The organism is Halobacillus sp. A1 (genome assembly GCF_024189295.1).
Lineage (GTDB): Bacteria > Bacillota > Bacilli > Bacillales > Halobacillaceae > Halobacillus_A.
In genome coordinates, this window is sequence record NZ_JAIZEN010000002.1 from 68,540 (window position 1) to 93,232 (window position 24,693).

Annotated in this window: 27 protein-coding genes; 4 read left to right on the forward strand and 23 right to left on the reverse strand. The window is 40.4% G+C overall.

Annotated features, from left to right (window positions below):
* Positions 1–89: 89 nt before the first annotated feature.
* The 11 genes from LF817_RS03305 to gpr all read right to left on the reverse strand — a co-directional run bounded on the left by LF817_RS03305 (position 90) and on the right by gpr (position 12,561).
* Positions 90–842 (reverse strand): 16S rRNA (uracil(1498)-N(3))-methyltransferase, encoded by a 753-nt coding sequence (locus LF817_RS03305; RefSeq protein ID WP_253934345.1) that lies wholly within the window; start codon positions 840–842, stop codon positions 90–92.
* A gap of 13 nt (positions 843–855) precedes the next feature.
* Entirely contained in the window at positions 856–1,788 is a 933-nt protein-coding gene (prmA, locus tag LF817_RS03310) for a 50S ribosomal protein L11 methyltransferase (protein ID WP_253934346.1), read from the reverse strand.
* 109 nt (positions 1,789–1,897) lie between these two features.
* A complete protein-coding gene (gene dnaJ / locus LF817_RS03315) occupies positions 1,898–3,025 on the reverse strand; it encodes a molecular chaperone DnaJ (RefSeq protein ID WP_253934347.1) in 1,128 nt (375 codons plus the stop codon).
* 151 nt (positions 3,026–3,176) lie between these two features.
* Positions 3,177–5,006, reverse strand: a complete 1,830-nt coding sequence (gene dnaK, locus LF817_RS03320) for a molecular chaperone DnaK (RefSeq protein ID WP_253934348.1) — start codon at positions 5,004–5,006, stop codon at positions 3,177–3,179.
* Between the two features lie 36 nt (positions 5,007–5,042).
* Positions 5,043–5,597, reverse strand: coding sequence for a nucleotide exchange factor GrpE (gene grpE, locus LF817_RS03325; RefSeq protein ID WP_253934349.1), 555 nt, complete (start codon positions 5,595–5,597; stop codon positions 5,043–5,045).
* 129 nt (positions 5,598–5,726) lie between these two features.
* The gene (gene hrcA / locus LF817_RS03330; protein ID WP_253934350.1) at positions 5,727–6,749 is read right to left on the reverse strand and encodes a heat-inducible transcriptional repressor HrcA; all 1,023 of its coding nucleotides are present in this window, start codon (positions 6,747–6,749) and stop codon (positions 5,727–5,729) included.
* A gap of 101 nt (positions 6,750–6,850) precedes the next feature.
* Complete coding sequence (hemW, locus tag LF817_RS03335) at positions 6,851–7,987, reverse strand: radical SAM family heme chaperone HemW (protein ID WP_253934351.1); 1,137 nt, start codon at positions 7,985–7,987, stop codon at positions 6,851–6,853.
* Between the two features lie 63 nt (positions 7,988–8,050).
* On the reverse strand, positions 8,051–9,865 hold the full coding sequence (lepA, locus tag LF817_RS03340) for a translation elongation factor 4 (RefSeq protein WP_253934352.1): 1,815 nt from the start codon (positions 9,863–9,865) through the stop codon (positions 8,051–8,053).
* 95 nt (positions 9,866–9,960) lie between these two features.
* The gene (locus LF817_RS03345) at positions 9,961–10,209 is read right to left on the reverse strand and encodes a hypothetical protein (protein ID WP_253934353.1); all 249 of its coding nucleotides are present in this window, start codon (positions 10,207–10,209) and stop codon (positions 9,961–9,963) included.
* A gap of 12 nt (positions 10,210–10,221) precedes the next feature.
* Positions 10,222–11,382, reverse strand: coding sequence for a stage II sporulation protein P (gene spoIIP / locus LF817_RS03350; protein ID WP_253934354.1), 1,161 nt, complete (start codon positions 11,380–11,382; stop codon positions 10,222–10,224).
* Between the two features lie 81 nt (positions 11,383–11,463).
* Positions 11,464–12,561, reverse strand: a complete 1,098-nt coding sequence (gene gpr, locus LF817_RS03355; RefSeq protein WP_253934355.1) for a GPR endopeptidase — start codon at positions 12,559–12,561, stop codon at positions 11,464–11,466.
* A gap of 154 nt (positions 12,562–12,715) precedes the next feature.
* Between gpr and rpsT the strand changes: the two genes are divergently transcribed.
* Entirely contained in the window at positions 12,716–12,976 is a 261-nt protein-coding gene (gene rpsT / locus LF817_RS03360) for a 30S ribosomal protein S20 (RefSeq protein ID WP_253934356.1), read from the forward strand.
* Positions 12,977–13,169: 193 nt separating this feature from the next.
* On the opposite strand, the gene holA is transcribed toward rpsT, so the two are convergent.
* Positions 13,170–14,180 (reverse strand): DNA polymerase III subunit delta, encoded by a 1,011-nt coding sequence (gene holA / locus LF817_RS03365; RefSeq protein WP_253934357.1) that lies wholly within the window; start codon positions 14,178–14,180, stop codon positions 13,170–13,172.
* A gap of 334 nt (positions 14,181–14,514) precedes the next feature.
* Between holA and LF817_RS03370 the strand changes: the two genes are divergently transcribed.
* Entirely contained in the window at positions 14,515–14,649 is a 135-nt protein-coding gene (locus tag LF817_RS03370; RefSeq protein WP_253934358.1) for a YqzM family protein, read from the forward strand.
* A gap of 41 nt (positions 14,650–14,690) precedes the next feature.
* Here LF817_RS03370 and LF817_RS03375 read toward each other — a convergent pair whose 3' ends face one another.
* From LF817_RS03375 to LF817_RS03385, 3 genes are all read right to left on the reverse strand, one after another.
* Entirely contained in the window at positions 14,691–16,946 is a 2,256-nt protein-coding gene (locus LF817_RS03375) for a DNA internalization-related competence protein ComEC/Rec2 (RefSeq protein WP_371924991.1), read from the reverse strand.
* The gene (locus LF817_RS03380) at positions 16,936–17,520 is read right to left on the reverse strand and encodes a ComE operon protein 2 (protein ID WP_253934359.1); all 585 of its coding nucleotides are present in this window, start codon (positions 17,518–17,520) and stop codon (positions 16,936–16,938) included. The genes LF817_RS03375 and LF817_RS03380 overlap by 11 nt, the downstream gene beginning before the upstream one ends.
* A gap of 68 nt (positions 17,521–17,588) precedes the next feature.
* Positions 17,589–18,203, reverse strand: coding sequence for a helix-hairpin-helix domain-containing protein (locus LF817_RS03385; protein WP_253934360.1), 615 nt, complete (start codon positions 18,201–18,203; stop codon positions 17,589–17,591).
* 75 nt (positions 18,204–18,278) lie between these two features.
* On the opposite strand from LF817_RS03385, the gene comER reads away from it, so the two are divergent.
* Positions 18,279–19,082 carry a late competence protein ComER gene (comER, locus tag LF817_RS03390; protein ID WP_253934361.1) on the forward strand — a complete coding sequence of 268 codons (804 nt, stop codon included), beginning with the start codon at positions 18,279–18,281 and terminating at the stop codon, positions 19,080–19,082.
* A 47-nt stretch (positions 19,083–19,129) separates the two neighbouring features.
* Here comER and LF817_RS03395 read toward each other — a convergent pair whose 3' ends face one another.
* Genes LF817_RS03395 through LF817_RS03430 form a run of 8 tightly spaced genes read right to left on the reverse strand, consistent with a single transcriptional unit; the run spans position 19,130 to position 24,155 of the window.
* Positions 19,130–19,873, reverse strand: coding sequence for a class I SAM-dependent DNA methyltransferase (locus LF817_RS03395; protein ID WP_253934362.1), 744 nt, complete (start codon positions 19,871–19,873; stop codon positions 19,130–19,132).
* A complete protein-coding gene (gene rsfS / locus LF817_RS03400; protein WP_253934363.1) occupies positions 19,870–20,223 on the reverse strand; it encodes a ribosome silencing factor in 354 nt (117 codons plus the stop codon). The genes LF817_RS03395 and rsfS overlap by 4 nt, the downstream gene beginning before the upstream one ends.
* A 40-nt stretch (positions 20,224–20,263) precedes the next feature.
* Positions 20,264–20,824 carry a bis(5'-nucleosyl)-tetraphosphatase (symmetrical) YqeK gene (gene yqeK, locus LF817_RS03405; protein WP_253934364.1) on the reverse strand — a complete coding sequence of 187 codons (561 nt, stop codon included), beginning with the start codon at positions 20,822–20,824 and terminating at the stop codon, positions 20,264–20,266.
* Positions 20,808–21,380 (reverse strand): nicotinate-nucleotide adenylyltransferase, encoded by a 573-nt coding sequence (locus LF817_RS03410; RefSeq protein ID WP_253934365.1) that lies wholly within the window; start codon positions 21,378–21,380, stop codon positions 20,808–20,810. Before LF817_RS03410 ends, yqeK begins: the two co-directional genes overlap by 17 nt.
* A 12-nt stretch (positions 21,381–21,392) precedes the next feature.
* Positions 21,393–21,683, reverse strand: a complete 291-nt coding sequence (yhbY, locus tag LF817_RS03415; RefSeq protein WP_253934366.1) for a ribosome assembly RNA-binding protein YhbY — start codon at positions 21,681–21,683, stop codon at positions 21,393–21,395.
* Between the two features lies 1 nt (position 21,684).
* Complete coding sequence (gene aroE / locus LF817_RS03420) at positions 21,685–22,521, reverse strand: shikimate dehydrogenase (protein WP_253934367.1); 837 nt, start codon at positions 22,519–22,521, stop codon at positions 21,685–21,687.
* Between the two features lie 10 nt (positions 22,522–22,531).
* Positions 22,532–23,632 carry a ribosome biogenesis GTPase YqeH gene (yqeH, locus tag LF817_RS03425; protein WP_253934368.1) on the reverse strand — a complete coding sequence of 367 codons (1,101 nt, stop codon included), beginning with the start codon at positions 23,630–23,632 and terminating at the stop codon, positions 22,532–22,534.
* Complete coding sequence (locus LF817_RS03430; RefSeq protein ID WP_253934369.1) at positions 23,619–24,155, reverse strand: YqeG family HAD IIIA-type phosphatase; 537 nt, start codon at positions 24,153–24,155, stop codon at positions 23,619–23,621. Before LF817_RS03430 ends, yqeH begins: the two co-directional genes overlap by 14 nt.
* Positions 24,156–24,489: 334 nt before the next feature.
* Here LF817_RS03430 and sda point away from each other — a divergent pair, with 334 nt between their 5' ends.
* Positions 24,490–24,642: a sporulation histidine kinase inhibitor Sda gene (gene sda, locus LF817_RS03435; protein WP_253934557.1), complete on the forward strand. Its 153-nt coding sequence runs from the start codon at positions 24,490–24,492 to the stop codon at positions 24,640–24,642.
* Positions 24,643–24,693: the final 51 nt, after the last annotated feature.

Below are 24,693 nucleotides of genomic sequence, written 5' to 3' on the forward strand. Positions count from 1 at the left end.
CATGACCCGATGAGAAATGCGAGCAGACGTTAGAAATACCAAAAAGACTTTGTTCACATATAAAATAACCGCTATGAATGCCATAGCGGTTATTCATTTTCTTCAAAATGATAAGAAACAGCAGATAAGAAATAAAGTGGCGCTGTTTCCATTCTTAAAATCCGCGGCCCTAAGCGGATAGAATGAAAACCACTGTTCACTAAAGCATTGGACTCTCTTGAAGAAAAACCGCCTTCAGGTCCAAAAATGACCAGCAGGGAATCCCCTTCATTCACTTTCTCTAATTCTAACCGCAAAGAGCTGTAAGTATCTTTGCGAGCTTCATCTTCAAAGGCTAATAATTTCACATCAAAAGAATCCATTCGCAGCAGTTCATTCAACTCTAAAAGGTCATGAATTTCTGGAACCTTGACTCGCTCTGACTGTTCACTTGCTTCTTTTGCGATTTTTTTAAGCCGCATAATTTTTTTATCTGTTTTTTTCTTGTCCCATTTCGCAACTGACCGTTCAGCTTGATAAGGAATAAAAGAATCAGCACCAAGCTCCGTAGCTTTTTGTACAACCTGCTCCATTTTATCTCCCTTACCGAGGCTTTGGACAATCGTTACATTTACAGGTAATTCTGTGTTCTTTTTTATCCATTCATCGACTTTACATATAATCTGTTCTGGAACCTCCATCTTCTCAATAGAGCAAACCGCCGCTCCAAAATCTGGATGAACACATACAATCGTCTGCCCTTCAGTCATACGCATCACATTTGAAATATGATGTACATCGTCACCTGAAATAGTCACTTGCGTTTGATTCCAGTTGGAACTGTCTACAAAATAACGTTGCACAATAAGTCACACCTTATTTCTTAGCGATAATTAGAACCCAGTCTTCCATCATATTCGTTTCTACTATTTCAAAACCAGCTTGCTTTAAGCGGTCTAAGACGTGGTCTTTTTTCCCAGAGATGATCCCTGAGGTGATGAAGTACCCATCATCTTTCAACAACCTATAAGCATCGTCCACGAATTGAACTATGATTTCAGCAAGAATGTTAGATACAATTAGATCCGGCTGTATTTCTACACCTTTAAGCAGGTCGTTCTTGGTTGAAGTGATCTGATTCTGTACGTGGTTCAATTCTGCATTATTGAAAGTACTTTTTACGGCCACCTCATCCAAGTCAAAAGCGTGTACATGTTCAGCACCGAGAAGAATAGAAGCAACACTGAGTATTCCTGAACCAGCCCCAACATCGAGTACAAGATCCTCGGGCTTCAAATATTGTTCAAGTGCCTGCATACTTAACACTGTAGTAGGATGAGTTCCCGTACCAAATGCCATACCTGGGTCCATTTCTATGATGAGTTCATCACTTGAAACAGGTTCATATTCCTCCCAGGTAGGAATGATCGTAATCCGTTCAGATATCTTTACAGGTTTGTAGTATTTTTTCCAGGCCGTAGCCCAGTCCTCTTCATGTATTTCACTCAATGAGACGGAATTGCGGCCAATATCTATGTTATAAAGCGTAAGATTTGTAACAGACTGTTTAATCGAATCCACTGTCTCACCTAAAAAACTATTCATCTGCAAATACGCTTTAACGTATACCCCTTCTTTTGGGTAATCTTCAGGATTGAGCTCATATATTTCTCCGAACGAGTTTTCCTCTTTAATCATATCTCTAGGATCTTCAATTACAACTCCACTGGCACCCGCTTCATGTAAAATATTGGAGACCGGTTCAATTGCTTCATTTGTCGTGTGAATACAAATTTCTGACCACTTCATTCAGGATCAACTCACTTTTCTTAAGTAGGTATAAAGATTAAAAGAGTGTCTAGATTCAAGCTGCGGGACTACCCGAAACACCTATACCTCCAGACACTCTAATAAACGATCATTCACCTTTGAAAGCGCGCTTCATTCTTTCAAAAAAGTTACCATGCTGTTCTTCTGTAGCTTCATTTCCACTGATTTCATTAAATTCTCTTATCAACTCTTTTTGACGATCCGTTAGATTCTTCGGAGTAATTACTTTAATTTTGACATGCTGATCTCCTTGACCACGTCCATGAACATTCGGCGCACCTTTGTCTTTCAATCGGAACGTTTTGCCTGTTTGGGTACCACCAGGAATTTTAAGTTTCACTTTTCCATGAACTGTCGGCACCTCAATTTCATCACCTAATGCAGCTTGTGCGAAGGTTAGAGGCATATCACAGAAAATATGATCCCCTTCACGTTCAAAGAATTCGTGAGGCTGCACACGAATGACTACGAATAAATCGCCTGCAGGTCCGCCGTTAGCACCATCTTCGCCTTTACCTGGCACGCGGATCTGCTGGCCTTCATCGATTCCGGCTGGAATATCGAGATGAATCTTCTTGCGATTAGTGACGCGGCCATCTCCTCCGCATGTATTACATTTTTCTTTGACCATTTGGCCGCTGCCCTGACAGTGATGACAGACACGGCGGTTCACGACACGACCGAACGGAGTGTTTTGTTCCTGATTAATTTGACCACTTCCGTTACAGTGTGTACATGTTTCTGGAGAAGTACCTGGTTTAGCTCCTGAACCATCACATGTATCACATTCTTCTTCCGTCGGAATTTCCACATCTGTGCTTTTTCCGAAGATAGCTTCCTCAAATGTCAGCGTCATAGAATATTGAAGGTCTGCACCTTTTCTTGGGGCGTTAGGATCTCTTCTGCGACCACCGCCGCCAAAAAACATATCAAAGATGTCGCCGAAACCACCGAAGTCTTCAGCACCACCGCCAAAACCTCCGAATCCCTGGCCTTGAGGACCAGAGTGGCCAAATTGGTCATATTGTGCACGCTTTTGCTGGTCACTCAGTGTTTCATAAGCTTCTTTCGCTTCTTTAAACTTATCAGAAGCGTTTTCCTCTTCACTTACGTCTGGGTGATATTTTCTAGCTAGTTTTCGATATGCTTTTTTGATTTCTTCTTTAGAGGCATCTTTAGAAACCCCTAGCACATCGTAATAATCTCGTTTACTCACTTGTTCATCACTCTCCCGGGCACTATTGCATAAAATTTATCATAACACTCTCTAACTCATTCAAGCAAACGAAATAGAGCTTGAAAATCTTTTGACCTGAAAAAAGTCAAAGTCAAGAAGATCCTGACTTTGACTTTTTCATTTCAATCACTTACTTTTTATTTTCATCATCGTTAACTTCTTCATAATCTGCATCTACAACATCTTCTTCCGCGTTGCCCTGCTCGCCTTGAGCTGCTTCAGCTTGCTGTTGTGCCTGCTCATAAAGTTTAACGGAAAGGGCTTGAACCTGTTCTTGAAGAGCGTCTTTCTTCTCTCTGATCGCGTCAAGATCTTCGCCTTCGAGCGCAGTTTTCAATTCTTCTTTAGCAGATTCAGCATTTGCTTTCTCTTCTTCAGAAACTTGATCCCCTAGATCTTTGATTGTTTTGTCAGTAGTGAAGACCAGCTGATCAGCTTCATTACGAAGTTCGATCGCTTCACGCTTCTTCTTATCTTCTTCCGCATTTTCTTCAGCTTGACGAACCATATCTTCTACTTCTTCATCAGAAAGACCTGAAGAAGATTTGATTGTAATGGACTGTTCTTTGTTAGTGCCCATGTCTTTCGCACGAACGTTAACGATACCGTTCGCATCAATGTCGAAGCTCACTTCGATCTGTGGAACTCCTCTTGGTGCTGGCGGGATATCCGTCAACTGGAAACGTCCGAGTGTCTTGTTATCCTGAGCCATTTCACGTTCACCTTGCAGGACATGAATGTCTACCGCTGTCTGGTTGTCTGCTGCAGTAGAGAATACTTGAGAATGACTTGTAGGAATTGTAGTGTTACGCTCAATTAATTTCGTAGTAACGCCGCCCATAGTTTCGATACCTAGAGACAATGGGGTTACATCTAAAAGCACTACGTCTTTAACATCGCCCTGAAGGACTCCGCCTTGAATAGATGCGCCTAATGCTACTACTTCATCAGGATTAACTCCTCTTGAAGGGTCTTTGCCTACTTCTTTTTTGATTGCATCCTGTACAGCTGGAATACGAGTTGAACCACCAACAAGAATCACTTTATGAATTTCATTAGTGCTTAGTCCAGCATCTTTAATAGCCTGACGAGTCGGCTTCATAGAGCGCTCGATCAAGTCTGAAGCAAGCTCTTCAAACTTCGCGCGTGTCAAGTTCATTTCCAAGTGAAGCGGCCCAGCTTCTCCAGCCGTGATAAACGGAAGAGAAATCTGTGTTTGAGCAACACCAGATAGATCTTTTTTAGCTTTTTCAGCTGCATCTTTCAGACGTTGTTTAGCCATTTTATCTTGAGAAAGGTCGATGCCATTCTCTTTTTTAAATTCAGCAACCATGTGATCAATTATAACTTCATCGAAGTCATCACCGCCAAGACGGTTATCACCAGCTGTAGATACTACTTCAAACGTACCGTCACCGATATCAAGGATGGATACGTCAAAAGTACCTCCACCTAAGTCGTAAACTAAAATTGTTTGATCTTGATCTTCTTTATCGATACCGTATGCAAGAGCCGCTGCAGTAGGCTCGTTAATAATTCGCTCTACTTCAAGACCCGCAATCTTACCAGCATCTTTTGTAGCCTGACGTTCCGCGTCATTAAAGTATGCAGGTACTGTAATAACAGCTTTATCTACCGTTTCGCCTAGATAGTCTTCGGCATACCCTTTGATATACTGAAGGATAATCGCAGAAACTTCTTGTGGAGTATATTCTGTACCTTCAACTTCTACTTTGTGGTCCGTTCCCATATAACGCTTAATGGAAAGGATTGTATTAGGGTTTGTAATCGCCTGGCGCTTTGCTACCTCGCCAACTTGACGCTCGCCATTTTTGAATGCAACAGCTGAAGGGGTTGTACGGTTACCCTCTGGGTTAGGGATTACCTTTGCTTCTCCACCTTCCATTACAGCTACACAAGAGTTAGTTGTACCTAAGTCAATTCCAATTATCTTACTCATAAATCTAAATCCTCCTCTACTATAGTTAACAGTTTTTTATTGGTTCACTTTGACCATTGCCGGGCGGATCACTCGATCATTCAAGCGATACCCTTTTTGCAGCTGCTCTACAACTACATTGGATTCAAAGTTTTCATCTTCTACTTGCATGACTGCCTGGTGCAAATGAGGGTCGAATTCTTCTCCTTCAGCTGGAATTTCTTCGACTCCTTCTTTGTCTAACGCTGCCTGGAACTGGTCGTAAACCATTTTCATCCCGCTAGCAAAATTTTGAGCAGCGTCTCCTTCAACTTCTACTTGCAGTGCTCGTTCGAAGTTATCAAGAACAGGAATTAGTTCTTCTACAAGGGATTGTGCTTTATATTTCCGATCCGCTTCTTTCTCTTTTTGAGTTCTGCGGCGGAAATTATCATAATCGGCTTGGAGACGTAAAAGTCGATTGTGCACTTCTTCTTTTTCCTTACGGATCTGGTCGATCTCACTATCTTCTTCTACAATTTCAGCCTGATTCTCATGAGTAGTTTGCTCTTCATCATTTTCATCGTTTAAATGATCGATGATTTCTTGTTCTTCTTGTTTCTTTTCTTCCATGACGTACACCTCCTTGACCCTTTCAACGTTATTGACTATAACATGAATTAATATCCTATAAAAAGCAATTAACAAAAAGAAGCGATGGGAATTAAAGCTCCCCCATCTAATGTTGTTTCTTTCCCGCAGTTAATACCAGCCACGGAAAGTTTCTGTCATTTGCTTGGATAAAACATTTATTAATGAAATGACACGATTATATTCCATTCTTGTAGGACCTAAAAGAGCTATAGTTCCCGCCTGCTCATTACCAAGCGTGTATCTTGCAGTAATTAGACTACAGTTCTGCATGGCATCGAATGGGTTCTCATGTCCTATCCTTACGTGAACACCTTGTTCATCAGATCTCAGCAAGTCTGCCATCTCGTTCTCTTTTTCAATAATTGCATAGAGAGATCGCACTTTATCCAAGTCTTTGAATTCAGGCTGCATCAGGATATTGGTTTTTCCCCCAATATACAATTTCGTCTGGTGTTCATCCAACAAAGCGGCTTGTAAATAAGAGTAAGCATGTTCATGCTGGTCAGTATGAATCTCAATCAAATCGTAAATTTCTGTTTGAAGTTTTTCATACAGTTTCACCAGAGGAACTCCTCTTAAACGATCATTCAAAATGTTAACCATCTTTTCTAATTGAGAATGATCGATTTCAACAGGAATGTTAAATGCCCTGTGCTCTACATGCCCTGTGTCGGTCACGAGTATAGCGATAGCGGATTGATCATTTAAGGGAACAATTTGCAATTGCTTAAGCTTCGTTTCAAAAATCTCCGGACCTAGGATAATGGATGTATAATTGGTCAGTTCAGACAATATACCTGCTGACTTTTGCACAACTCGTTCAAACTCCATCATTCTATCCTTGAAGGCTTGTCGAATCGTCGTCAATTCCTGGTTAGATAACCGAAGAGGAGACAATAAATGATCGACATAAAAACGATACCCTTTTTCTGATGGAACACGCCCTGAAGAAGAGTGGGTTTTTTCAAGAAAACCCAATTCTTCTAAGTCTGCCATCTCGTTTCTGATCGTAGCAGAGCTGTGAGTGATTTCGTCTTTTTTTGATATTGACCGGGAACCGACAGGCTGTGCCGTCAGGATAAAATCATCAATGATGACTTGCAAAATTAATAATTGCCTATCCGTTAACATCGATAATCACCTCTGTTAGCACTCTAATAAAGTGAGTGCTAAATCTAATAATAAATTATCAAAAGCGATAATGGATGTCAATGAATTTACTTTGATTTTTATTAATCCAACAAAAATTCCTGAAACACTTCATTGCCCAGCAGCTTACCTTTCTCAGATAAAAGAATATGACGTTTCGACTCAAGGAGTAATCCTCGCTCTTTAAGTACGGGTATCGCTTGACCAAACACATCATGTATAGAACGGCCATACTTTCTTTCAAAACGATCCATAGAAACGCCCTCAGCCTTTCGCAAACCAAGAAACATTTCTTCCTCCATTTGTTCTTTAACCCCTACAGGTTCCTCGTGAAGAATCGGACGGCCATCAGCCATCGCTTGTTTAACATAAGCAGGCAGTGGACGTATGTTAATCGTTCGCTTTCCTGGTAGATAACCATGGGCCCCTGCACCTATTCCGAAATAATATTCATTATTCCAGTATGTCAAATTGTGCTGACTCTCATAACCAGGCTTAGCAAAATTACTGATTTCGTATTGTTTAACACCACGGCTGGCCAGTTTACTTTGCAGCATCTCATACATTTCCGCCTCATCTTCTTCCGGAGGTTTGATGAGTTTTCCTTTATTATAACGCTGGTAAAACACGGTTTTCGGTTCAATTTGTAAAGAGTAGGAAGAGTAGTGTGGTAAATCAAACTGCATGGCTTCATCGATTGTACGTTCAAAATCACCTACTGATTGACCGGGAAGTGCATACATGAGATCGATGCTGACATTCGTCAACCCTTCTTGTATTAACCGATCTACATTTGTATAAACATCTTTCACCTTATGAATTCTTCCGATTTTCTCTAACATGTCATCGTCAAAAACTTGAACACCAAGGGATATACGATTAACACCGAAAGATTTCAGTAATTTTACTTTTTCTAAATCAAGGTCTCCAGGATTGGCTTCAAAAGTATATTCTTTACATTGATCTATCATAAAATGGTTTTCAATCATGAGTAGCAGCCTATGCAGTTGTTCAGCTGTCAAAGCAGTCGGTGTTCCTCCACCAACAAAAATAGTCTTCACTTCTGCCTTTTCATGAGGAATATACGTATGAATTTCTTTTTCTAAAGCTTCCAGGTACTCATCGGCCAATCTTTCATTATAAAAGAATTTGGTAAAGTCACAATAATGACATATCTGCTGACAAAACGGGATATGGATATATGCTGATGAAATGTTCATGCTGCTCAACCTTTCAAAAGGAAAACCGCAAGAAAAAGCTCCTGCGGTCTTTGCCTTAACGTATTAATCTTCGTCAATTTCTAATACAGACATAAATGCTTCTTGCGGAACTTCTACAGATCCTACCATCTTCATTCGTTTTTTACCTTCTTTTTGTTTTTCAAGCAATTTACGTTTACGGGAAATGTCACCACCATAACATTTAGAAAGCACGTTTTTCCTCATAGCTTTAATCGTAGTCCGCGCCACGATCTTATTGCCGATAGCAGCTTGAATAGGAACCTCGAATTGTTGTCTAGGAATAAGTTTTTTCAGCTTTTCAGCAATAACTTTCCCTCTGTCATATGCAAAATCCCGATGAACTATAAATGATAATGCGTCAATTGTATCCCCGTTAAGCAGAATATCCATCTTCACAAGATTAGAAGAGCGGTACCCTACTAATTCATAGTCAAACGAAGCATACCCTTTAGTTTGAGACTTGAGTGAGTCAAAGAAGTCATAGACGATTTCTGAAAGTGGAATTTCATATACGATGTTTACCCGATTGTCATCGAGGTACTGCATGTCCATAAAGTTACCACGTTTTCTCTGGCAAATTTCCATTACTGGTCCAACATAATCGTTTGGAACCATGATGGTCGCTTTAACAAATGGCTCCTGAACTTCTTCGACTCTCTGATTGTCAGGCATCATAGAAGGGTTATCGACGGTCATTTCACTTCCGTCTGTCAGTTTTACGCTGTAAATAACACTCGGGGCTGTTGTAATCAAGTCAATTTTATACTCGCGCTCAATACGCTCCTGTATGATTTCCATGTGGAGCATGCCAAGAAATCCGCAGCGGAAGCCAAACCCTAAAGCTTGTGAAGTTTCAGGCTCGTACTGCAGTGAAGAATCGTTGAGCTCCAGCCGCTCCAAAGCGTCTCGTAAGTCGTTATAATTACTGGCGTCTACAGGGTACAGACCACAAAACACCATCGGGTTCATTTTTTTATAACCAGGTAATGGAGTTTCAGCTGGACGTTTCGCATGGGTAATCGTATCACCCACTCGAGTATCACCAATATTTTTAATGGATGCTGTTAAATAGCCAACATCTCCTACGTTCAGTTCTTTTAAAGGTGTAGGGGTGGGTCTGAAAACACCCACTTCATTCACTTCGAATTCTTTTCCAGTAGCCATCATTTTTATTGTATCGCCTATTTTAACTGAACCTTCTCTTACACAAGTATAGGCGACAACTCCTCGGTATGAATCATATAAAGAATCAAAAATTAATGCTTTTAAAGGCTCATCCTTATTCCCGTCGGGAGCTGGGATATCAGAAACGATTCTTTCTAGAATTTCATCGATCCCGACGCCTTCTTTAGCAGAGGCAAGTATAGCATCTGATGCATCTATCCCGATGACATCTTCAATTTCTTGCTTAACCCTCTCTGTATCTGCACCAGGCAAATCAATCTTATTAATCACTGGAATGATTTCCAAGTCATTCTCTAATGCTAAATAAACGTTCGCCAATGTTTGAGCTTCAATACCTTGGGCAGCGTCTACCACAAGGATAGCTCCTTCGCATGCCGCAAGACTCCGAGACACTTCATATGTAAAATCGACGTGCCCAGGTGTATCGATTAAATGAAACGTATAATCCTGATTGTCATTAGCTTTATAATTAAGCTGAACAGCGTTCAACTTTATAGTGATCCCGCGTTCTCGTTCTAAATCCATGGCATCTAAAAACTGTTCTTTCATTTCTCTTTGAGTCAGTGCATTCGTTTTTTCAAGGATCCGGTCAGCTAACGTCGATTTCCCATGATCAATATGGGCAATAATCGAAAAGTTACGAACTCTATCCTGATTTGATCTTGTTGTCATCATATCACTCCTACTAATTTCGGCACAGCTATCTAGGATGATTATAGCAATAGCAGAGCTACGATTCAATCTTAAGTACAAGCAACCTCACATTATTAGCCGCCGAAGAAGCCGGAAAGGAGGATTAAAATAAAATCGAATCCGTGGCTTACCCCTTCTCCCAACCCGTAAGCGAACTTGGCAATTAAAGGCGCCTCCTCAGTATTGACTTCAGGGAGGCATGCCTCTTGATCGGAAACTTCCACTATTTTTTCTTCAACCGGCGTCGGAGTCTGGCTGATCCCATAAAGAGAACCTGAAACAAATAAGAGCAAACCAACCATTGTAATAAATAACCCTTTCATTTTAGGTCCCCTTTATTCATCACTCGATACTTCCTCAGCCTGCCAATAATATTCGCTGAACACTTCGGCAATGACATCCGCAGTCAAATACGTTTCATCCAAATCGTTGTAAACTCCCCCGAATTCAATGAGCACTGCATTTCCAGATAAATCTTGATTGTACTTCCCGTCGACACCACTGCCTTGTTTCGTTAAGACACCTCGGCTCAAACCTGGATATGACTCTTCTAACAATTTATGAAGGTCAGTAGCTATCTTCAGGTTCTTTTCGTAATCTGGATGTTTAGCACCGACTACAAATATCGTACGGGCATAAGTTTTGCCGTTTATCTCTTTTGTAGTTACATCTCTTGGAACGTTATCACGATGCAGGTCAAAAAGGTATTTTATCCGATCGTTTGAAGCCATTGCTTCCTGAACGACTCCTCTAGAGACGTCATAGTAATCCATACTTTTTTCCAGGGCGGTCGTCGTTATATCCGTATGATCCACATGGGCACCAATTCCGTGACGTTCAAGAGCCTCTCCTAATCGATCCCCTACTTTAGTAATATTGACTTCATCATGATAAGCATCTGTAGTTCCTTCAGGTAAATGCGGAAAATACGATTCCCTGTTATGCGTATGATAAATGAAAACTGAATTCTCTTTAATGGTTTTTCCTTCTCCCTCTGGGGCAGGTTCTTTTTCTGATTCGTTTGAGTCTCCATCGTCAACAGCTTCCCGATCCTCTAATACCACATCTAATGGAGGTTGTGATTCAAATGGCAGGTTCGTATAATCTGTTCCTTCTCCGGCAATTACAATTTCACTATTGTAAGCCGACAAACCTGGAATTTCTCTGCCAAGAAGACTTCGTAAGTCATGAGGTTTTATACTCGTGAATAATTGGAATGAAAGAGACGATAACCCTGGAAGTTTGGATCCATCTGGATGAGCTTCTTTAAATAATCGATTTTCCATTTCAAATAAATAGAGGAAAGAGCTTCCTTCGACCTGTGTAGTGAAATTCTGAATAGTAGTTGAATAAAGTTTATATGTAGATTTGGCTCCGGTAAGTAAGCCGATGCCAATAAAAAGCAGTAATAGAATGGCCATAGTACCTGCTGCAAATACAGACCACCTTTTAAATAGATTGGAATGTTTCTTCTTAAATTTCTGAATAGATCCCATCGTTCTATTCCCCCTAGTATGGACTCTAGTAAATCCTATGTGAGAAGGGATAATCATAGAACGCGGGATCTCATTTTTATATTAAATTCTCGTATAAGAGGATGCTTCCCCATCATCGATCGCATCATGCAGAGCACTGTTGATACCAGAGGCGATTACATAAGCCATGTCATTCACAAAAGAATCTACTTCCTTTGGAGTGACCATCAAATTATGGCCAAGCGGGGTCAGCACCTCTTTGATCAATTGTTTCTTCTCTTCTAATCCTAATTGGCCAAGCATCCCCAGCACGGCTTTTTTCTGCTCTTCATTAGGCATATCTTCCTCCGTCAGAGTTTTTCTTTCAAACGGATTCATTGAAGGGGAGAGCACTCCTGCAGGACGATCTTTATCCGCCCATTCTCTGCCAAAGTGCATAAGAATGTAGTCAATGCTGTCATTCGTAATTGTCACAGCATCGACAACTGTAGGTACGCCTATAGAAATCACAGGCATACCGTACGTTTCCTGACTGATTTCCTTTCTTTTATTACCTACTCCCGAGCCTGGATGGATGCCGGTATCAGATATTTGAATAGTTGCGTTAATCCTGTTTATTGAACGTGACGCAAGAGCATCTACCGCAATTACGAAATCTGGTTTGGTTTCATGAATGATTCCATGGATCATGTCACTGGTTTCTATTCCTGTTACTCCCATTACTCCAGGGGAGACGGCTGAGACCGGCCGATAACCCTCGGCTACCGTGTCAGGCTGCAATTCGAACAAATGACTGGTGACTACGACCTCATTCATGACAAGCGGACCGATAGCGTCAGGGGTTACATTGTGATTGCCCAGACCGACGATCAAACACCTGTCCATTTTCTTTATACCGCAAAGTTCCATCACTCTTTTTAATTGATGGGATAAGCATGTGGCTAACCTAACCTGCATATTCGTGTCCTGTTTTCGAATAGCCAGGGATTCCAATGTAATATAGTGTCCTGCTTTCTTACCTATTCTTTCTGCTCCCTCTTCATCCACCTGAACATGAGTGAGGGTAATATCATCGATCGTTTCTTCACTTACTGAAACACCATCGTTTTTCTCGCTTTGTTTTCCTTCAGGGTGCACATTCATCTCTTGAGCTTCCAATGCTAAATCCGTACGAACTGAAAAATTCTCTTGATTGTTCATCGTTTTAATCCTCCTTATCCCATTATTTTTCCTTTGTTTTACCATCCTATTCAGTTCAAGATATAGAAACCTGTTGAAAACAATGCGCTGCTTTGGTAAAATGTCTCTTGTTCGACATGAACGAGTTTGATGTTTTTACCTAGGAGGTGAAACAATGCCTAATATTAAATCAGCTAAAAAACGTGTACGTGTAAATAGCGAAGCTCGTGAACTAAACGCAGCATTCAAATCTGATATGCGTACGGCAGTTAAACGTGTGGACAAGCTAGCGTCTAACAATGAAGCGGATCAAGCGAAAGAAGCACTTTCCACAGCTATCAAGAAAATTGACAAAGCTGTTCAACGCGGTGCCCTTCACAAAAACAACGGGAACCGTACAAAGTCTCGCCTTTCAAAAAAAGTTAACGCTTTATAATTGAGATCAGTTTTTTATGACCAACACACCTGCGATCCTTGTCAAAGGATCGTATTTTATTGAACAAACAGGGCTGTCCACAAAAGTCTATTTCTTAGACTTTTGGGACAGCCCTGTTTTCTTTATACAATGGTGCTGTTAAATTTCCATTCAGTTTCAAATCAACTTCCTTATAGGAGAGTTCTTTATTACATCAGACTGAAGAAACTTCATGACTCTTTTTAATATGGATCAATTGATATAGAAGCATTTCGAAAGCAAGTACCTTGTCCATCCTTCCCTGCTTCATAACAAAATCAGTTTCCGCCAGCTCATTCATGATGCTGTTCAGCTCTTTCATCGAGAAAGCACGCTCCCTTTTCAAAGCCATTTTGATGACAAAGGGATGAGCTTTAACATATTCACGCATTTGATTTTGAGCGTAACCTTTTTGTTTAAGCACTTTCACCTGGCTGATGATGCGAAACTGTGAAGCTAATAAAGCCACCAGTGAAATCGGCTCCTCGTTTGCTTTCAATAAATCTTTAAATAAGGTTACTGCCCTTCCTAAATCTCTTTCCATAACGGCATCCACCATTTTCAGCCCGGAAGTTTCAGAGCTGTGTGACAATAACTCTTCTGCCAGCTCTCTTGTAACGACACCGCCCTCTTCCAAGTTCAGTGCAAGCTTTTCCATTTCCTGGCGCAGTGCCATAAGGTTCGTTCCTACTTCCTGTGCGAACAATTCATGAATGGATTCGGGCACAGTAATATGTAAATCTTTAGCAATGGATTGAATCCATTTATCGATATCCCACTCTTTTACAGCTTGACACATTATTATTTCAGCATGTTTTTTCAGCTGCTTAAACACTTTCTTCCGCTCATCCACTTTTTCGTAAGGTGCGATGATGATTAGTTTGCTGTAATCAGCGGGATTCTCTATATATTTGAGAAGTGCATCAACATCGTGTTCAAATGGGAGTGAGTCAGGCTTGGCCTTAAGAAATACAGGGTTGTAGACGATGACTACTTTATTATCTCCTAGAAAAGGAAAGGTTTCTGCATCCGTTATGGCATCCTCAATCGGTGATTCTTCTAAATCATATTGCGAAATGTTAAATTCGCGGTCTTCAGGTGCCAGCGTCTTTTCAATTAATTTCTGCTTCTGCTCCTGTATTAAAAAACTCTCAGTTCCATATAATAAATAGATCGATTTGGCCACTTTGTCGCCTTCCTTTCCAGTAAAAAAGTTGCGGTGGTGTCCCTTTTAAAAGGAATTCGTGTTTTATTTTATTGCTGTTCAGCACTTCTGTCAAAATTCCACCACCGCAATAATCTATATAAACGCCACCTTCACAGCCCCGGGATGCTTAGAAAGTAAACGATGTTGTCCCCCTCATGTGTATAGTGTGACCTTTTAGAGCAGAAATATCTTTGACAACTTTATCTAGATGAGGCAATCTTATAGGCAGAAAAAGAATTCGTTCAATCTTTTCAGTTTGTGGATTTTTGATGATCAATCAATTATAATGAAAGTGGATATAGGAGGGGTAACAATGAATGAATTTAAAAAGGATATTCAATCTAAGACGAATGACGTAATTGACTCTGGATTAGGGTTTGTTTTTTCATTTGTTTTCTTCTTCGTCATTTTTGGTATAGGCGTATTATTTTCCATCATTGGACAATAGTACATATTGATTGAAATGGACTGCTTAGTAGCAGTCTTTTTTTATTTTCTTTTCGCATTATACGGTAAATGAGTCGAAAACGTTCCACTTTCTCCGCTGAATTTATATGTGACAGCTCCATGAGTATCCGTTCTGAGTATGGTAATGTTGTGATCTTCAAGTAAACTCAAAACTTCTTCATGAGGGTGACCATAACGATTCTCTTTTCCTGCAGAAACCAGAGCCACTGATGGATTTAAACGATTCAGCCACTCTTCTGATGTCGACGTCTCGCTTCCATGGTGGCCCACCTTCAATACTCCGCTTGATAACGACGGGTATCTTTTTAAAATATCCATTTCCACATTTTTAGAAATATCACCTGTAAACAACCAGGACCTCCCGCCAAGTTCAACAAAAGTTACCAACGAATTTTCGTTCGGATCTGAATAGTCTTTACTCGGATGTAAAAAATGAAACACAGTACTTCCAAAGGTAAGGCTTTGTCCCCCTTGGATTGTTTTTTTCAGCCCCGTTTCCATCTCATCATACGGATTTACATATACATTTTCTACAGCGAATGAATTTAATAACGATTCAACGCTGCCACTATGATCCTGATCTTTATGCGAAATGATTATTGCATCTAATTCCGATATACCCTTTGCTTTTAAAAAAGGAGAAATGATTTGGTCCGCTATTCGATCCTGGTTACCAGAAAAAATTGAAGGGCCGGCCGCGTCAATCATGATAACTCCCCGACGATAAGGCAATTCAATGACAAATGCATCTCCCTGTCCAACGTCCAGCATAGTGACATACCCTTCACTACTGAAATAAGGCTTCAATGAATACGTGAATAGCAGCAGCACAAATAGCACTCCATAACTAAAGGCACGAGATAAACGGGTAAGAATCCAGTTCTTCATCATGAGTGTAAAAAAGATAAAACCCGCACATACCCAGACCCCTTCTATTTCTCCTACAACCCATTGAATGTTAAAGAAATCCGAATGATTCATGAGAAACTCGAATATTGTGTTGTGCACCCAACCAAATATTTCAGATAATTCCGCACCTAACAAAGGAAGGGTTATGGATATAAGTACTAATAAGATTAGTATCGGTATAATCAGCAATGAAAAATAAGGCACCAGTATGAAGTTGGCGAGGAGGGATAAAGGATTGAATTGATAGAAGTGATGAAGCTGCAAAGTGAGGATGCATAATTGACTGATCAAACTGATTTCTACAGATACTATTAACGGATGCTTCTCCTTAAAAATCGAGGTGGATAAAATCAGAGCGAAAGTTACCAGAAATGAAAATTGGAAACCGAGATTATGGATGTAATGCGGTGAAGAAAGAAGAAGAACTAAAGCGACAAAAGATATAACATCAGTTATATTAACCCGAACCTTCATCTGAACCAGAAACAATATGACTACCGCCATTATAGACGATCGAAGGACTGAAGGTGCGGCACCGGCAATGAACGCATAGACAGGAATGATAACGAGCAGCAGCCACCTTGACTGTTCAAGAGTGGTCAAACCTGAACGATATAAGAAAAAGAACATTCCCCCTATGAATAAACCTACGTGGAGACCCGAAATAGCCAATAAATGCGAGACGTTAAAATCCCTGAACCAGTCCACCGTCTCGGGAGGCAAAAGGGTAGTATCACCAAACACAAGTGCAGAAGCCCACATGAACGTTTGATCATTCATTGACCTCTCTGCTCTCTGGATTAACTTTTGTCTAAGGTCATATGCAGTCTGAAGCACTGAGGACCCTTCACATATAATTTCATCAGAAGCACTCAGCGTAACCTCATAGAAAATGTTCTGATGCTCTAAATACTTCTGATAATCAAACTGTCCGGGGTTCCTGGCTGACTCAGGTGCTTGATATTCACTGAACACTATACATGAAGCTCCCAATCTTAGCTGTGAGCGCAATTGGTCATACTCACTGCCGGCTTCATCATTTTTGTAGTATTGTACAATCGCTTTTTGATGACTATCAGTTAATGAGAGGGTAGTTCGAAAATATGATGGGGTTTCTGTTAGTGGAGAGGATATAGTTCCTTCTAAATTGTTTGTTGGCGGGAAGGCCGGGCCAACTTGAGGAGTGAAAAGGAAAGTGCCGAAAATGAAGAAGGAGATTAAAATCCCTCTCCAAGTCCAGGCAGTAATAAGGTAATATAACCATGCTGTAAAAGATATTATAAAAAAGAACTGCATTTCCCTGTCGCTTATCGTAAACAACCCGCCCATAATCAACGCAAATACTATTAAGTGGAGGTTACCTCTCATAATTTTTTTGCAGCGGGACGTGAAACAGATCGTTGGCCCGTTCTTTTAATAAAGCCACCTTTTCCTCATCGATGTCGCTCTTTTCTAAATTTGATATCAGTTCATCCACTAAGCTGCCTTTCTCCAACAGTTCTTCTGCCGTTCCTAAGCTATGGTCAACCTTGATCATAGCAACTTTGGCATCTTCAAACAGTTGGATAGCATATGGATGGTTTCGGTAATCTTCACTGTAATACACGGCTTTAATTCCCGCCTGAATTATGGCTTTTGTGCAGTGTAAGCAAGGGAAATGAGTGACATATATTTCAGCCCCCTCTGTCGCTACACCGAATTTGGAACATTGAAGCAATGCATTCATCTCTGCATGGATCGTGCGTACACAATGACCATCTATGACATAACAGCCTTCATCGATACAGTGAACGCCTCCTGAGACGCTTCCGTTGTATCCACCCGCAATCATGCGTTTATCTCGTATAATAACGGCTCCTACAGCTAATCTTTCACAAGTACTTCGAGTTTTCAATAAATAGCTCTGAGCCATAAAATAATGGTCCCAAGAAATACGTTCCATAAAACTACCGCCCCCATCGTTCATTTATAATTTAGTTTACTCTTAGAGAAAATCGACGTCAATCAACGCTATGGAACTTGTATCTTTTCTTTTATTTGTTCTAACGTTTTTTCACCTATTCCTGAAACCTCCAGAAGGTCTTCTGCATTATTAAACCATCCATTTTCTTCACGGTATTGAACAATGGCGTCCGCTTTTGAAGGTCCTATCCCTTGTAAGACTTGAATCTCTTCAGAGGTAGCTTGATTAATCCTGACAAGAGAATCTGACGGCTTAGAAGAACTGGAAGCTTCTCCTTCAACCAACTCTTCATCTGTTCCTATTCCTTTCTCTGATACTAAAATGACCATTTCATCTTGTACCTTAAGTGCGAGGTTGACGCTCGTCTCATCCGCTCTCTCTGTCATACCCCCTGCCATATTTATAGCATCATTCACTCTCGTGCCTTGATCCATCTCATATATTCCAGGATTTACGACTTCTCCTTTAACATCAACGACAACCCCTCCTGACTTAACATCTTGGCCAGGAACTTCATCTGCTGTGGATTGTTCCTCCAACATTGGATCTGCTGAGGCTTCATCTACAATCATAGCCTCTTCTTCAGGGTTGACCCGCCACACAATTACAAAAAAGAGCACAACAATTAAAACCCAGCCATAGCGTTTTAGTAATAGCAACAAGATAAGCCAATCTCCTTTCATAATTCATTTTTCAGTGAATAAAGTAATTAGGTAAACGATAAGGAGGAGATTTCCATGCGTTATGGGATCATAGGGACAGGTAATATGGGTAGTATGCTGACTCATGCGTTGATTTCCAGCGGAGCGGTTAATGAAGAACACGTTACGATTTATAATCGTACGAAGGATAAAGCAGAAAAATTGCAGGAAGTATTCAATGGCTTAACAGTTGCTGAAGATATTGCGGAGGCTGCTGCTAACAGTGATATTGTTTTCATTTGTGTGAAACCCCATCACTATAAAGATGTCATTCAAAACTTTGTGCCAACCCCCTCCCAATGCATAGTGTCAATCACTAGTCCCGTCTCTGTGCAGGAACTGGAGAAAGTACTGAACTGCCAAATCGTTCGTATCGTACCCTCAATCACGAATAGAGCCCACGCCGGGGTCAGTTTATTTACATTCGGGGAACGCGTTGAATCCACCTATCGAGCCGAACTGTTAGACACTTTTTCAAAGTTCTCTAAACCGATTGAAGTGGATGAAGAGAATATTCGTGTGGCTTCTGATATTGTTTCTTGCGGTCCAGCTTTTATTGGCTTTCTGCTCCAAAATATGATTGAAGCTGCTCAAACCGTAGGAGGGATTTCTAAAGATCAAGGAACCCAATTAGTCGAAGAAATGATTATCGGACTGGGCACGCTTTTAGATAAAAAAATATTCAGCCTTCCTGAACTCATCGAGAAAGTTACGGTTAAAGGTGGAGTTACGGGAGAAGGGCTCGTGGCTCTGGAAGAAAATATAGATGATACGTTCATTACTATGTTTCAAGCTACTCATTATAAGCATTATCGCGATAAATTATCCATTAATTTATAATATTCGACACTGAAACGAATTTTCCTGCATGAAAAAAGGGAGCTATATTACAGCTCCCTCTCTTTCTTACGGCATACAAAGAAAAGCCTGTTGCCTGTTTCATTCAGTTCATTAGAAAAATCACTCGTTATACTTTCAATATCAAAGCCAGTTTTATTCAGAAGCTGCTTTAATGTTTCTGTAGAATATCCTCGTTGAAAATGAGTTTCATCAAACCTAACATGGTGACCTTCGTTATTTTGGACGAAAAACGTCAAATCATGAACGAGAGAATATTCACTTTCACCAGGATCACAGAACCAAATATAAGAAATTTCGTCGTACACCTCGGCAAAAGTTTGTCCATATAAATGCTGAACGATATGTTCAACTGAGTGTACGTCAAATAAAAACAGCCCATCCGCCTTCAAAGCATCATACGCACGTATAAAAACGTCCTCAACATTTTTTTCATCAGTTATATAATTCAGTACGTCACAAAATGAAAAAACGCAGTCAAAGTCATAGAGCCCATCTAATCGCGTGATATCCTGTCGAAGCCATTGAACGGTTTTCGCATTATCCTTTGAAGCAGCGACAGCAAGCATATCCTCAGACAGGTCAACTCCAGTCATTTGATAATGACCCGCTAGACGGAGAGTGATTTCCCCAGTACCACAGCCAAGGTCAAGAATGCGATTTGTATCCGGGTGATAGGAATTGATGACTCTCTTCGTCCACGCCTCCCAATTCTCATAAGGTGCATCCTGCATGAGCCGGTCGTAGACTTCAGCCATTTGTTGATAACTCAACCTTCAATACCCTCTAAGCTTACAGTAGAAGCGTCCCCCCATAAGCGTTCTAAGTTATAATAATGTCGCTCGTCTTTATGGAATATGTGACAAACTACACCATTCAAATCTACAAGGATCCAGCGAGCTTTATCAAATCCTTCCATTCGTTTCACTTCGATTCCATTTTCTTCTGCCTGCGCTTTTACTTCTCTGGCAATAGCCTGAACTTGACGCTCATTAGACCCCTCACAAATTAAAAAGTAATCAGCTACTAATGAAACGTCAGCCATATCCAATACTACTATATCGTGTGCCCGCTTTTCATCGCATGCTTTAGCCGCGACGGTCACTAACTCTCTACTTTCCATATTATTCCTCCCGTTTTCATTCAGGTTCTTTAAAACATCCTTATACTAATTGATTATATGCATGAAACGTATTTGGATAAACTGAACTTTTATTATTCATTAAAAATTGTATCGTGTTGATCATAGCTTGCAGACATGCCTTATCCAAGTCTTGTTCAGCTAACTCCCTTACTTCTTCCACGCCTGAAAATTTACGTCCCGGCTCGATATAATCAGCTAAAAATACGACTTTATCTAATATGCTCATATCTTTCTTACCACTCGTGTGACAGGCAATAGCTGATTGGACTTCCTTATCTTTAAGCTGGATTTCCTTTTCAAGCATTAAGGCCCCTACAGGACCATGCCATAGTTCATGATGATAATACAAAAGGTCCTTTGAAAGTCGCTGGTCTTTTAAAATCCATTGTTTCAACTCATCTTTACTCTTATTTTTTGCAAAATCGTGTAAAATAGCAGCTTTTTCTGTACGAGCCAGATCAGCTCCATATTTCCTGGCAAGTTCCAAAGCAGTATCAGTCACTCTAATCGTATGTTCGTATCGAGACTTTTTCAAATGAGGTTTTACGAATTCCAGTAGCTGATCACGGTTTAAATTCATACAAAGCGTTCTCCTTTATAAAGTGAAAAACTCCTTCAGGAATAAGGTAACGTATTGATTTTTTATCGGTCAACCTTTGTCTTATCATAGAGGACGAAATATCAATACGAGGTATTTCCACCATTTTCACATTGAAATGAGAATCGAGTGCAATCCCTTCCCGGCCGACACCTACGAACTGTACGAGTTCATTTAATTCTTCTATTTTGTGCCAGCGGTCTAAATACTGGACCATATCGCCGCCGATAATAAAGCAAAACTCGTCTGAAGGGTATTCTTTCAATAAACTTTTCATCGTATCAATTGTATAAGACTTGCCTTCACGATTCAGTTCAATTTCGGAAACGAAAAAGTGAGGGTTTCCTTCAGTGGCTTTCCTCACCATTTGCAAGCGATCTTCAGCTGATACCGCAGCTTCTTGTTTATGGGGTGGAAGATGGGAAGGAATGAACCAGACCTCATCTAATTCCAGATTTTCCCTGATATGTTCAGCTATAATCATATGACCTAGATGGGGCGGATCAAAAGTCCCTCCTAACAATCCAATCCTTTTCATTTTAAATCTCCTCTATGGTAGATTGATTTGTTTATTATTGACAGATTCTTTATAAAGGATAACGGTATTTCCGATCACCTGTACAATGTGAGCTCCCGTTTGGCTGGCGATTTCATCTGCCACAGCTTGATTATCATCAAAATTGTTTTGTAGAATGCTTACTTTGATCAGCTCCCTTTTTTCAAGAGCTTCACTTATTTGTGTAGTCATGTTGTCGTTGACTCCTGCCTTTCCTACTTGAAAGATCGGCTGGATGTCATGGGATTGCTTACGTAAATATTTCTTGCCTTTACTTGTTAACATTCTATTCTCCTTTTAATACGTTTTCGAATTTCTCTATAAGCTCACTAGCTTCTGGTTCTCTGCCGGTCCAAATCTTAAACGCATAAATGGCTTGATGAAGCAGCATTTCATGCCCATAGTGGAGAAAAGCACCTAGCTCATCTGCTCGTTTAAGAAATTTGGTATTCATGGGCCGGTAGACGATGTCACTGAATAATGCATTTTCCTTTATGTCGTCGAAATCAATGATGGATTGATTTTCATTTGGTGACATCCCGACTGAAGTAGTTTGGATGACGACCTCGTACTCACTGATTCTATCACCAGCTTCTTGAATGGTTAATGGCTCAGAAAATTCTTCTCCATTCAATTCTTTTATAATCTGTTCAGCTTTTTGAACTGTGCGATTCGCAATATCAACCTGACGCACACCTTTTTGAAGAAAAGCATGGTAGATACCACGGGCTGCTCCTCCACTGCCCAATATTAGTACCTTAGACGTATCCTTTAACGTATTTTCGAATCTGGAAGTTACTGAACTGAAATAGCCTATTCCATCAGTATTGTATCCGACCCATTTCCCGTCTTCCACTTTAACTGTATTTACAGCCCCTAGAAATTCAGCTGCCTGATCCATTTCATCCAAAAACGGGATGATTTGTTCTTTATAAGGTACAGTCACATTGAAGCCGTCTAAGTTTTCTTTCTTTAAACTTTTTATATTCTCCTCAAATTTATCAGGTTCTATTTCGTAAAGCTGATAACTACCTTCTAAATTTTGAGATTCTAAAAGCTGGTTGTGAATCCATGGCGATAAAGAATGGCCAATAGGATAACCAATAAGACCGAGTTTCATCATCTTTCGCCTCCTAAATTAATGATTGGCGCAGGGATACTTTAACTCCTGCAGGCACGTGAGCTGTAACCGTAATATTCCCCTCCGGCACAGTAGCCCATCCTAAACCTGAAAATACAATATCTGTCTTACCCTCAGGTAACCTGAATGTTTGTGCTTTCAATTCAGGAAGGGACTTCATCGTTTCCTCGTCTGGAGGTGAAAGAAGGCCACCTAAGTGATTTCTATACAATTCATCCGCGTTCTCTAGCTTTGTCCGATGGATATCCAATTCATTGGAGAGGTAACAAATGAACGAAGACCGTTCACCTGAATCAAAATCAAGACGAGCCAGTCCGCCGAAGTACAATGTTTGTCCTTCGTTAAGTTGATACACTTTTGGCTTTACTTCTTTTCTAGGCGTTATCGTTTTAAGGTCCTGGTCTGAAACATAATGAGCCATCTGATGTCGATGGATAACCCCTGGTGTGTCGTATAAAGAAGTGCGTTCATCAAGTGGTATATCAATAAAACCTAACGTAGTTCCTGGGAAGTAAGAGGTAGTAATAGCGTCCTTAACCCCGGAAGTCTGCTGGATCAATTTATTTATGAATGTAGATTTTCCTACATTCGTCGTCCCTACTACGTAGACGTCCTGCTCATTCCTATGCTTTTCAATTGCCAGAGATAAAGCTTCGATTCCTTCTCCTTTTTGTGCAGAGATGAGAAAAACATCCTCCACGATCAAACCCTGGTCTTTGGCAGCTGATCTTAACCACTGTTTAACTTTTTTCGGATTGACAGAGTTAGGCAGCACATCCATTTTGTTACCTACGAGGAGGACAGGATTTTGACCTGTCAGCCGCTTCATACCCGGTATAAAGCTGCCGTTAAAATCAAATATATCTACAATTTGAACGACTAAACCCCGGCTGTCGCTGATTTGATTAAGCATCTCAAGAAATTCATCATCTTGATAAGGTACATCCTGTACTTCGTTGTAATGCTTCAAACGAAAGCAGCGCTTGCAAATGATGTCTTCTCTGCTTAAAGCAGATTCGGGAGCATAACCCGGAAGATTCGGATCGCTGGTTTGGATGACTGCCCCGCACCCCTGGCATTTAACTGTTGTCATCTTTAGAATTCTCCTCCCATTCAATCTTGCCTTTACGTTTCATCCATTTAAGAATTCTCCGCTCTATTTTACGGTTGAATTTTGTGATAAAGCCATCGGTTTCAACGATCGGCACAACAAGAATCGTGTGAATACCTGCCAAATTACCGCCTAAGACATCGGTCATTATTTGATCGCCTACTACTACAAGTTCATCTTTTTTAACATTCATTTCCTTCTGAGCCTTTTTAAAAGCTTTGGATAATGGCTTCCTTGCACTATGGATAAAAGTCGTATCCAATGGCTCAGAAAATAACTTGACTCTATTTTCATTATTATTCGATGCTATGATCACTTGAATGCCATGACGGTTCATAAGTTGAAACCATTCAACAATCTCCTCAGTAGCATCAGGCTTGTCCCAAGCCACAAGAGTGTTATCCAAATCTGTAATGACACCCTTAATACCTTTATCTTTCAAAACGAGAGGATTAATGTCATACACACTATCCACGTGTTCGTTCGGAAGAAAATTTTTCAACATTCTATTCACCCCATCTTTAACGACAAATTCCCTTACCTATCATATACAAAAACCTTCAGTGTTTCAAAAGAATCCTGATATTCTCTAACTTATTACAAGAATCGTTCGACAATTCGCGACATAAATGACCTTGTGGATAACTTTATGCACACATTCCACACATCCTAACACTCTATAGAACAGGAACATCCTCCTTCAACATGAAAACTTATCTACATTTCACTGTTGATAAGGTGGTTATTGTGGCTATGATTAACTCGTGATATGGTTGGAAAGTAGTAAAACTTCCGAGCTCTATATTAAACAGGAGGTGGCTGCCATTCGGCAGAATAAGATGAAACAATTATCTGATACCCTGTTATTACAATCTTACCACAAAGCCATACAACTCAATCTTTCTAAAGATTTCATTAACCAAATAGAAAGGGAAATCATTGATAGAAAACTCTATCATTTATTAGACCGAACGAACCCAATGGTTGGTTGATAGCAAAATCAGGAAAATAGGCCTAGTTGAAAAACGTCAAATCAGATTTGA

Coding starts and splice junctions, on each gene's coding strand:
- prmA (WP_253934346.1), bottom strand. CDS start 1,788: ATGAAGTGGTCAGAAATTTGTATTCACACGACAAATGAAGCAATTGAA.
- dnaK (WP_253934348.1), bottom strand. CDS start 5,006: ATGAGTAAGATAATTGGAATTGACTTAGGTACAACTAACTCTTGTGTA.
- grpE (WP_253934349.1), bottom strand. CDS start 5,597: ATGGAAGAAAAGAAACAAGAAGAACAAGAAATCATCGATCATTTAAAC.
- hrcA (WP_253934350.1), bottom strand. CDS start 6,749: ATGTTAACGGATAGGCAATTATTAATTTTGCAAGTCATCATTGATGAT.
- hemW (WP_253934351.1), bottom strand. CDS start 7,987: ATGAACATTTCATCAGCATATATCCATATCCCGTTTTGTCAGCAGATA.
- lepA (WP_253934352.1), bottom strand. CDS start 9,865: ATGACAACAAGATCAAATCAGGATAGAGTTCGTAACTTTTCGATTATT.
- LF817_RS03345 (WP_253934353.1), bottom strand. CDS start 10,209: ATGAAAGGGTTATTTATTACAATGGTTGGTTTGCTCTTATTTGTTTCA.
- spoIIP (WP_253934354.1), bottom strand. CDS start 11,382: ATGGGATCTATTCAGAAATTTAAGAAGAAACATTCCAATCTATTTAAA.
- gpr (WP_253934355.1), bottom strand. CDS start 12,561: ATGAACAATCAAGAGAATTTTTCAGTTCGTACGGATTTAGCATTGGAA.
- rpsT (WP_253934356.1), top strand. CDS start 12,716: ATGCCTAATATTAAATCAGCTAAAAAACGTGTACGTGTAAATAGCGAA.
- LF817_RS03370 (WP_253934358.1), top strand. CDS start 14,515: ATGAATGAATTTAAAAAGGATATTCAATCTAAGACGAATGACGTAATT.
- LF817_RS03375 (WP_371924991.1), bottom strand. CDS start 16,946: ATGAGAGGTAACCTCCACTTAATAGTATTTGCGTTGATTATGGGCGGG.
- LF817_RS03380 (WP_253934359.1), bottom strand. CDS start 17,520: ATGGAACGTATTTCTTGGGACCATTATTTTATGGCTCAGAGCTATTTA.
- comER (WP_253934361.1), top strand. CDS start 18,279: ATGCGTTATGGGATCATAGGGACAGGTAATATGGGTAGTATGCTGACT.
- rsfS (WP_253934363.1), bottom strand. CDS start 20,223: ATGGAAAGTAGAGAGTTAGTGACCGTCGCGGCTAAAGCATGCGATGAA.
- yqeK (WP_253934364.1), bottom strand. CDS start 20,824: ATGAATTTAAACCGTGATCAGCTACTGGAATTCGTAAAACCTCATTTG.
- LF817_RS03410 (WP_253934365.1), bottom strand. CDS start 21,380: ATGAAAAGGATTGGATTGTTAGGAGGGACTTTTGATCCGCCCCATCTA.
- yhbY (WP_253934366.1), bottom strand. CDS start 21,683: ATGTTAACAAGTAAAGGCAAGAAATATTTACGTAAGCAATCCCATGAC.
- aroE (WP_253934367.1), bottom strand. CDS start 22,521: ATGATGAAACTCGGTCTTATTGGTTATCCTATTGGCCATTCTTTATCG.
- yqeH (WP_253934368.1), bottom strand. CDS start 23,632: ATGACAACAGTTAAATGCCAGGGGTGCGGGGCAGTCATCCAAACCAGC.
- LF817_RS03430 (WP_253934369.1), bottom strand. CDS start 24,155: ATGTTGAAAAATTTTCTTCCGAACGAACACGTGGATAGTGTGTATGAC.
- sda (WP_253934557.1), top strand. CDS start 24,490: ATGAAACAATTATCTGATACCCTGTTATTACAATCTTACCACAAAGCC.